Origin of the sequence: Dietzia sp. SLG310A2-38A2 (genome assembly GCF_014145095.1) — a bacterium.
Classification (GTDB): Bacteria; Actinomycetota; Actinomycetes; order Mycobacteriales; family Mycobacteriaceae; genus Dietzia.
On sequence record NZ_JAALDX010000244.1, the window covers coordinates 1 to 4,563 of the forward strand.

General features: G+C 71.5%; 5 protein-coding genes. 4 read left to right on the top strand and 1 reads right to left on the bottom strand.

What is annotated here, in order from left to right; translation table 11 throughout:
- Together G6027_RS09050 and G6027_RS09055 are read left to right on the top strand one after the other, a co-directional pair.
- Window positions 1-773: endonuclease/exonuclease/phosphatase family protein (locus tag G6027_RS09050; protein WP_187702751.1), on the top strand; the 773-nt coding region annotated here is incomplete at its 5' end.
- Complete coding sequence (locus G6027_RS09055) at window positions 770-1,390, top strand: hypothetical protein (RefSeq protein ID WP_182636886.1); 621 nt, start codon at window positions 770-772, stop codon at window positions 1,388-1,390. The genes G6027_RS09050 and G6027_RS09055, both read left to right, overlap by 4 nt.
- Before the next feature lie 49 nt (window positions 1,391-1,439).
- Here the strand turns inward: G6027_RS09055 and G6027_RS09060 are convergent, their stop codons facing one another.
- Entirely contained in the window at window positions 1,440-2,771 is a 1,332-nt protein-coding gene (locus G6027_RS09060) for a cation:proton antiporter (RefSeq protein WP_346995670.1), read from the bottom strand.
- 99 nt (window positions 2,772-2,870) lie between these two features.
- Here G6027_RS09060 and G6027_RS09065 point away from each other — a divergent pair, with 99 nt between their 5' ends.
- Entirely contained in the window at window positions 2,871-3,881 is a 1,011-nt protein-coding gene (locus G6027_RS09065) for an LLM class oxidoreductase (RefSeq protein WP_206682482.1), read from the top strand.
- A 33-nt stretch (window positions 3,882-3,914) separates the two neighbouring features.
- On the top strand, window positions 3,915-4,563 hold a 649-nt coding region (locus tag G6027_RS09070; RefSeq protein ID WP_182636887.1), incomplete at its 3' end, for an oxygenase MpaB family protein.

The following is a 4,563-nucleotide window of genomic DNA, read 5'->3' on the forward strand; positions in this document are numbered from 1 at the left end:
GCCGTCCGGTCCCGGCCGTGGTGGCGCGCCCGTCCGACCGGTGGAGTCGGCGCGCCCCAGCGGTCCGGGCGCTCCTGGCAGCCGAGCGGCCGACGGTGCTCGGCGCCCAGGAGGTGTTGCGTGAGCAGGCCACGGTCATGCTCGATGCCCTCGGACCCGGGTACGACGTCGTCGGTCGCGGTCGGGGCGCCGACGGGGGCGGCGAGGCCTCGCCGATCTTCTACGACTCGGGCAGGCTCGAGCTGCTCGAGTGGAACCAGATCGCGCTCTCCGATCAACCCACCCGCGCGGGGTCGGTGTCCTGGGGGAACCTCGTCCCCCGGGTCCTAGTGTCGGCGATGTTCCGTGATCGTGGGACCTCGCGGAACTTCCTCGTGATCAACACCCACCTCGACCCCTTCTCAGCGCGTTCCCGTCTCCGGTCGGCACGGGTGATCGGAGATCTGGTGTCCGCCGCGGGGTCGCCGACCGTGGTGACCGGCGACCTCAATACGGGCCCGGCCGGCGCGGCGGTCCGCGAGCTGGTCCGGGACGGCACCCTGGTCGACAGCTGGCACGGTGCGCGGACCCGCGCGAGTGAGGAGTGGGGAACGTACGCCGGCTACCGCGCGCCCCGACGGCAGGGGTCGCGCATCGACTGGATACTCGCCTCGTCAGCATTTAGGGTCACCCACGCCGCGGTCAACCCGCTGCGGCCCGGCGGTGTGTGGGCGTCGGACCATCTGCCCGTCCACGCCGTCGTGGGTCTCGACGAAGGAGGTGTCGACACGTGATCGACAACTTCCTGCGACCCGCGGAGAGCCGCGCGCGGATGGCGGCGGACGCTCTGCGGATCCTCGGGACCCTCAGCGTCCTGGTGGCCCTGTTGCTCCACGGTCTGACGGACGCGGCCATCGTCGCGTTCGCGTTGCCCGGCCTGATGCTCCCGCGCTTCGTCGGGATGAGGCCGTGGGCGGATACCGCGGTGTCGGTCACGGTGCTCGTAGCGGCCTGGAGCAACGTCTTCGACCTGTACACGCGGATCTGGTGGTGGGACATCGTGGTCCACTTCGTGTGCGCCGGGGCCCTGGCGGTGGTGACCTATCTGTTCCTCGCGCACCGCGGGATCGTTCCGACGCCTGGCGACAGGGGCGTCCCGGCCGTGGCGGCGGTGGTGCTCACGACCACCTTCGGTCTGGCCCTGGGCGCATTGTGGGAGATGGTGGAGTGGTTCGGCTACGCCTACCTGACGGACCGGATCTACGTGACCCTCGACGACACGATCGGGGACATGGCCGCGGGTGGCCTCGGCGCGCTGGCCGCGGGTCTGCTGTTGGCCCACGGGCCCCGGGTACTGATGCCGACCGTCCTTCCCAGGCGCGAGTCCCAGGAGACGACCTCTGGCCGCTAGGCGGACGACCCGGAGCCCGCTGCCCGGGTCCCACTGCAGACGCCGGGCCTCACCGGACGCCGTTCGCGTCGTCGTCGTCGTTCCCTAGTGACCCCGGTGCGACGGGCTCCTCCGGAAACGGGGGCGCGTCGCCCGGTCGGCGAGCCGGGGCTCCGGCCCGCACCACCTCCGCCAGGAGGGGGAACAGCAGGACGGTGACCGCCCCGGCCGCCACCAGGACGGAGGAGATCTCGCCTGTCATCAAGCCGTTGTTTACCGCGACCTGGGTGACCGCCACGATGATCGGGAGGCCGGTGGCCGCGTAGAGACCCACCCTCGCCCGTTCCCGCGGACCGTCCAGCCCGGGGCTCGCGCGGGTGACGGTCTCGCCCAGCCACACCCCTCCGCCGCGGATGACGAGCATGCTCACCACGGCCGCCACCAGCACCCACGGCGTCGCCGCCACGGCCCCGAGGTCGATGTCCATCCCCGACACCACGAAGAAGGCCGGGATGAACAGGGTGTAGCCGACGGTCTCCAGCTGACGGAGCAGGATCGCGGCGAGACCGCGGTCCGGGGTCTCGCCACCGCCGCGCAGGTGTGCCCCGAGGGAGTCGACCAGCCGCCGCAGGATCATGCCGGCGGCAAAGGCCCCGAGCACCACGTCCAGACCGAACACCGTGGCCACGACCATCATGGTGGCCAGGAGCAGGATCACCGTGCGCATGGCCAGCTGACCGGTGGAGGTGGTGCCCTGCAGGAGCGCCCGACCGAGCGCGGGGATGTGGAGCAGTCGGGCCGGCACCGCCAGGATCACCAGCGCGGCCAGCAGGAACAGCCCGACGGCCGCGATGGAGGACTCGATGCTGCGGGTGCCGAGCAGCACCGCCATCACCAGGATCGGCCCGAGTTCCCCCACCGCGCCGTGGGTGAGGACGGCCCGGCCGACGGGGGTGCTCTCGTGGCCGGAGCCCTTGAGGATGGGCAGCAGGGTCCCGATGGCCGTGGAGGTGAGCAGGAGCCCGATCGCCACCGCGGTCTCCCAGCGGCCCGAGACCATCCACCCCACCCCGGCTGCCAGGATCAGGCTGACGGCCCAGGTCCCGGCCGCCCGTCGTCCGCTGCGTCCGGTGAGGGTGGAGACCTCGAGCTCGAATCCGGCCAACAGGAACAGCATCCCCAGCCCGAGCTCGGCCAGGAGCGCGACCCCGCCGGACTCCACCGCCAGGCCCAGACCGTTGGGGCCGATCACCATCCCGCCCACCAGGAGGAGCACCACGCCCGGGATGAACGAGCGGGTGAACCCGGAGAGCACCGGTGCCGCCCAGACGGCCAGGACGATCCAGAAGAGGGAGACGAGCTCGGTGGGGGACGCCTCGGCGGCCAGGATGGTGGTGGTCACGTCCGGCCTCTCGCTAGGTTGATGAAGGAGAGCTTAGTGGAGCGGGGCGCGCGCGAGGCCGTCGACCGGCGTCGACCGGATCGTGCGAGGGTGGGGCACATGACCACCTCGCCGCTCGATATGTCCGACGGAGACCCCCGGCGGCTTCCGGGCTACCGTCGCACGTTCGGCGCGGGGAGACTGACCCTGGGCCTTGGCTTCCCGCTGCGGACGCGCGCCGACCGGTTAGACGGCTCGGACATCACCGACCAGGTCGAGGTCGCCCGGGCCGTGGAGGCCGGAGGGTTCGCCGCCCTCTACGCCCGGGACATCCCGCTCCGCGTCCCGTCGTTCGGCGACGTGGGCCAGATCTACGACCCGTGGGTGTTCCTCACGTACGTGGCCGCACACACCAGCCGGATCGCCCTGGGGACGGCGGCCGTCGTGCTCCCCGTCCGCCATCCACTGCACGTGGCCAAGTCGGCGGCCAGCCTGGACCGTCTCTCCGGCGGTCGGTTCCTGCTGGGTGTGGCCTCCGGCGACCGGCCGGAGGAGTTCCGGGCGTTCGGACTGGAGCAGGGGCGGCGGGGGGAGAGGTTCCGGGAGAACCTCACGGTGATGACCCACGCCCTCACCACCGAGATGCGCGGGATCCGCTGGTCAGGGGGGTGGATGCACAGCGCGGACGTGGTCCCCAAGCCCACCGCCTCGTCGGTGCCGGTGATCATGACCGGCTCATGTCAGCAGAGCATCGCGTACCTGGCCGCGCACGGGCACGGGTGGTTGACCTATCCGCGTGACTTCGACGCGCAGCGCCGGACCGCCGCGCGGTGGCGCGAGGTGGTGACAGAGAGTCGGGAGGGAGGATCCGACGACGACGACGAGGTGTTCAGTCCCTTCGCGCAATCGCTCCAGATCGACCTGGCCGAGGACCCGGACGAGGCGGCCTCGCCGATCAGCTTCGGATTCCGGATCGGTCACCGGCGTCTGGTCGAGCACCTGACGGACCTGCGGGGGATCGGGGTCAATCACGTCCTGCTGGGGGTCGCGGCGTCCCGCCGGCCGATCCGTGAGGTCGTCCACGAGCTGGCCGACCACGTCGTGCCCCACTTTCCGGCGCTCGCCCACTAGCCTCACCGGCGGAACGGAGAGGCGGGACCACCCATGACAGGCGCGGCCACCCCGGAACCCGGACTCCTCGAGCACCTCCGGTCCCGGCAGTTCCTGTTCATGCTGCCCCGCGCGGTGTCACTGCAGCTGATGCACCCCGCGATCAGTGCGGCGATCCTCGAGCACTCGCCCTCCCCGGGCTTCGTCTGGCTGCACAAGCAGCGTTCGGTCCCCCCGACGATCGACATGGCGTTCGACCCGCATCCGGAGTCCTGGATACCGAGGCGCATCGTGGTCACGCACGACACGATCAGGGGATCCGACGCCGACGGCACGCGCTACCACTCGCTGGACCCGCAGGTCTTCCACTTCCAACACGCCACGTACGTGGACTCCCTCTTCGAGACCATCACGAGGTTCCGCGGTCCACTGGACGCCGAGGAACGCCGGTCGCTCTACGCGTCGTGTTGCAGGTGGTACCGCGCCTACGGCATCTCCGACACGCCGTTGCCCGCGACGGTCGAGGACTTCGACGCCTACTTCCGCGACCGGACCGCGACACTGTCCGTCACCCCGGCGCTCGCGCGGTACCGCGGGCAACTGCTCCGCCCCCGCCAGTGGTGGCCGGCCGCGGTCCCCTCCGGCGCCATCCGGACGTTCCTGCATCCGGTGGCCGCGGCGGCACTCGGGGTCCGGCCGTCCG

Excerpts from the sequence above, each read along its gene's own strand:
- G6027_RS09065 (WP_206682482.1), top strand. The coding sequence starts at position 2,871 with ATGACCACCTCGCCGCTCGATATGTCCGACGGAGACCCCCGGCGGCTT.